This window comes from Micromonospora aridisoli (genome assembly GCF_056150025.1).
Genome location: NZ_JAXCFK010000161.1, coordinates 269 through 536 on the forward strand (window position 1 = coordinate 269; position 268 = coordinate 536).

The window sequence follows — 268 nt, forward strand, 5'->3', positions numbered from 1 at the left end:
GTGGATGGGCTGACCGAATGTATGGCCACCGACGAGCACGTGACGTTTCCCATCGACGGAACCATGCGCACAAGCGTGCTGCGCGAAATCCTGGAAGGGGTTTACGGCTGGACCCTGACGATCGACTGGGACGCGCCGGAAAGCCACGCGCGTGTTTGGTACGTGTCAGAAGCAAAGCTCGAGCCGCGTCTGGGCGAGCGATATGAAGAGCCGATTGAACCCTATGAGCAACCACTTGGCCCGGGGCGCGATGCCGCACGGCTTTATG

The 268-nt window shown here is 61.2% G+C and carries 1 protein-coding gene; it reads left to right on the top strand.

Annotation, left to right across the window (positions count from 1 at the left end):
- Positions 1 to 21: 21 nt before the first annotated feature.
- A partial coding sequence (locus SM447_RS29885; RefSeq protein ID WP_474576207.1) for a hypothetical protein occupies positions 22 to 268 on the top strand: 247 nt, incomplete at its 3' end.